Origin of the sequence: Streptomyces sp. MB09-02B (genome assembly GCF_033794485.1) — a bacterium.
Taxonomy (GTDB): domain Bacteria; phylum Actinomycetota; class Actinomycetes; order Streptomycetales; family Streptomycetaceae; genus Streptomyces.
This window is the reverse complement of sequence record NZ_JARGEE010000670.1, coordinates 1-3,140: the sequence shown is the minus strand read 5'-3', so window position 1 is coordinate 3,140 and position 3,140 is coordinate 1. Positions and strand designations below refer to the sequence as shown.

The following is a 3,140-nucleotide window of genomic DNA, read 5'->3' as shown; positions in this document are numbered from 1 at the left end:
GTGACTCTCCGTCCAGTTCTGTGTTGTTTCTACTTTTTTGTTTTTTTTCAAACCAAAGAAGGCATTCGAGTTCTGCCTTTCTCGTGGGTTCGGAGATGTTTATAAGGGACATGCGCAGGAGCGCGCCCGGGGCCAGGCGGACCGGGCGGTCGCCGACGCGGGTGCCGTCGAGGGTGGTGCCGTTGGTGGAGCCGAGGTCGACCACGGAGACCCGGCCGTCGGCGGAGAGGGTGACCGCGCAGTGCAGGCGGGAGACGTCCGGGTCGTCGAGCGGGACGTCGGCGTCGGCGGAGCGGCCGATGTGGATCTTGCCGCCGTGCAGCAGGTGGACGCCGCCCGCGTCGGGGCCGGCCACGACGTGCAGCTGCGCGGCGGCCTCGTCGACCTCGGGGCCCGGCTCGGAGGGGGCGCCCAGGGAGAGCACCGCGCCGTCGATGAGGGGCGGCTCGCCCAGGGTGCACCGCTGGGCGTCGAGGCGCTCGGCACCGGCGTAGAGCACGACCTGGCCGCCGCCGGCCTCCCGGCTGCGCTCCAGTCGCTCCGCACCGCCCTCCCCGACGGCGGAGGCGAGGCCCGAGGCCACGGCGGCCAGCGCCGTCCCGGCGGGCGCCGTGACCAGCACGTCGCAGGCCGTGGCACGTCCTCGCGGCTCGGAGGGCGGTCCCAGCGGGTCTACGACGGTCAGCCGGATCTGCATCGCCGTCAGCGGTCCCTTCCGCGCGGGCACCCGCGACAGCGAGGACGGGACTGCGCGGTCCCCACCGCAGACTTCCCCCACCGCTTCACGGGCACGTCGGCCAGTACTGGAGGCATCCTCGCACCTGCCACCGACAACTCGCCCGCCGCCCGGCGTCAAGTGATCTTGATTGGTCGGCTCTGCCCACAAAAATGCCTGACCAGTGCCCGCCAGTTGATCACTTGAGATCGGTCACGTCCGTAACGCGGCCGCATTCGGGATCGGTCGCGTCCGCATCCGGAACCCGACATACCCCGCACGGCAACCAAGCGCCCACGAGGGAGCGTCTTTCCACCGAACGCACACGGGTACCCGTACGTACTCGAGCCACAGCAAGCGGACAGAGTGGGCAGGAAGAGTCGGGAAGTGAACAGCCCGGTCCCGTGGACGGCCGCACTACAGTGGTCGGAACGTCCGCGGGAGTCCAGGGCGTGACCAGGCAAGCAAGCAACAGGGAGCGCATGACGTGCGGCCGGTAGGCAGTAAGTACCTCCTTGAGGAGCCGATTGGACGCGGCGCCACAGGCACGGTCTGGCGCGCCCGCCAGCGGGAGACCGCCGGGGCCGAGGCGGCCGTGCCCGGCCACCCCGGCGAGACCGTCGCGATCAAGGTCCTCAAGGAGGAGCTCGCGAGCGACGCGGACATCGTGATGCGGTTCCTGCGGGAGCGCTCCGTACTGCTCCGGCTCACCCACCCGAACATCGTGCGCGTCCGGGACCTCGTCGTCGAGGGCGATCTGCTGGCCCTGGTCATGGACCTGGTCCAGGGCCCCGACCTGCACCGCTACCTCCGCGAGAACGGCCCGTTCTCGCCCGTCGGCGCGGCCCTGCTCACCGCCCAGATCGCCGACGCGCTCGCCGTGAGCCACGCCGACGGTGTCGTCCACCGCGACCTGAAGCCCGCGAACGTCCTGCTCAAGCAGGACGGCGGCGAGATGCACCCGATGCTGACCGACTTCGGCATCGCCCGCCTAGCGGACTCCCCCGGCCTGACCCGGACCAGCGAGTTCGTCGGCACGCCCGCGTACGTGGCCCCCGAGTCCGCCGAGGGCCAGCCGCAGACCTCCGCCGTCGACATCTACGGCGCCGGCATCCTGATGTACGAACTGGTCACCGGCCGCCCGCCGTTCAACGGCCAGACCGCGCTCGAAGTGCTCCACCAGCACCTCAGCGAGGAACCGCGCCGCCCCTCCACCGTCCCCGACCCGCTGTGGACGGTCATCGAGCGCTGCCTGCGCAAGAACCCGCGTGAGCGGCCCAGCGCGGTCAACCTCGCCCGCGCGCTCCGCATCGTCGCCGAGGGCGTCGGCGTGCACGCGAACTCCATGCAGATCGCCGCCGCCGAGGGCGTGGGCCACATCCTCGCCCCCGACCCGTCGCCCGCGCAGGTACCGGGGTCCCCGGAACCGTTCGGCTCGGCCGACCCGACGCAGGTGCTGCCGCACGGCGCGGGCGCGTACGACCCGAACGCCGCGACCAGCGTCCTCCCGCACACCTCGGGACCCGCGGGATCGGGCGACCCCACGACCGTGCTCCCGCACACCGGTGGCGCCGATCCGACGTCCGTCATGCCGCCGGTGCCGTCGCACGACCCCGGCGGGCAGCCCCCCGAGCAGCCGCACCCCTGGCAGAACCAGCTCCGCGCGGCCCGCGACCGCAACGAGCAGACCCAGGTCCAGTACCTCGACCCCAACGACGACCCGCTGCGCCGCCGGCCCCAGCGGCAGGCGAACCGTCCGCAACAGCCCCCTCAGCAGCCGCCGCGCCGGCAGCAGCAGCGGCCGCCGCAGGGCGGGCCGGGCCCCGCGTACGGCCACCCGCAGCAGCAACAGCAGTACGCGCCTCCGCAGCAGCCGCCGCAGCCGCAGCGTCGGCAGCCGGAGAGGTACGCGCCCGCGCCGCAGCCGCAGCGGCCGGCGCCTCGGCCGCAGCGGGAGCCCCGGCCGCCGCGTGAGCCGCGTCAGCGCAGCGCCAATCCCATGCGGATCCCTGGGCTGGGGTGTCTCAAGGGATGCCTGTTCATGATCGTCCTGCTCTTCGTCGGTGGCTGGCTGATCTGGGAGTTCACGCCGCTGCAGGAGTGGGTGGGCACGGGCAAGAGCTGGTGGGGCCAGCTGTCCGCCTGGGTCGGCGAAGTGGGCAAGTGGATCGGCGAACTGGACAACGGGTCCGGTTCGGGCGGCTCGGGGCAGTAGAGGGCCTCATAGCTCGGGGGTGTGGGTTTCGTCGGCGGGTGCGGCTCCGGTGGGGCTTCTCGCGCAGTTCCCCGCGCCCCTAGAAGACCAGGCCCCTGCGGGCCTGAAAAGCATGGGGCGCAGCCCCTGCTTTCAGGGGCGCGCGGAACTGCGTGGCCAGCCCCCACGCACCCGCGCCCCTGAAAGCAGGGGCTGCGCCCCATGCTTTTC

Annotated in this window: 2 protein-coding genes; one reads left to right on the top strand and one right to left on the bottom strand. The window is 72.3% G+C overall.

The features are described 5' to 3' along the window. Positions 1-697: FHA domain-containing protein (locus P1P70_RS42585; protein ID WP_319247578.1), on the bottom strand; the 697-nt coding region annotated here is incomplete at its 3' end. A gap of 505 nt (positions 698-1,202) precedes the next feature. Between P1P70_RS42585 and P1P70_RS42580 the strand changes: the two genes are divergently transcribed. Then, on the top strand, positions 1,203-2,930 hold the full coding sequence (locus tag P1P70_RS42580) for a serine/threonine-protein kinase (RefSeq protein WP_319247576.1): 1,728 nt from the start codon (positions 1,203-1,205) through the stop codon (positions 2,928-2,930). The last annotated feature ends 210 nt before the right edge of the window (positions 2,931-3,140 follow it).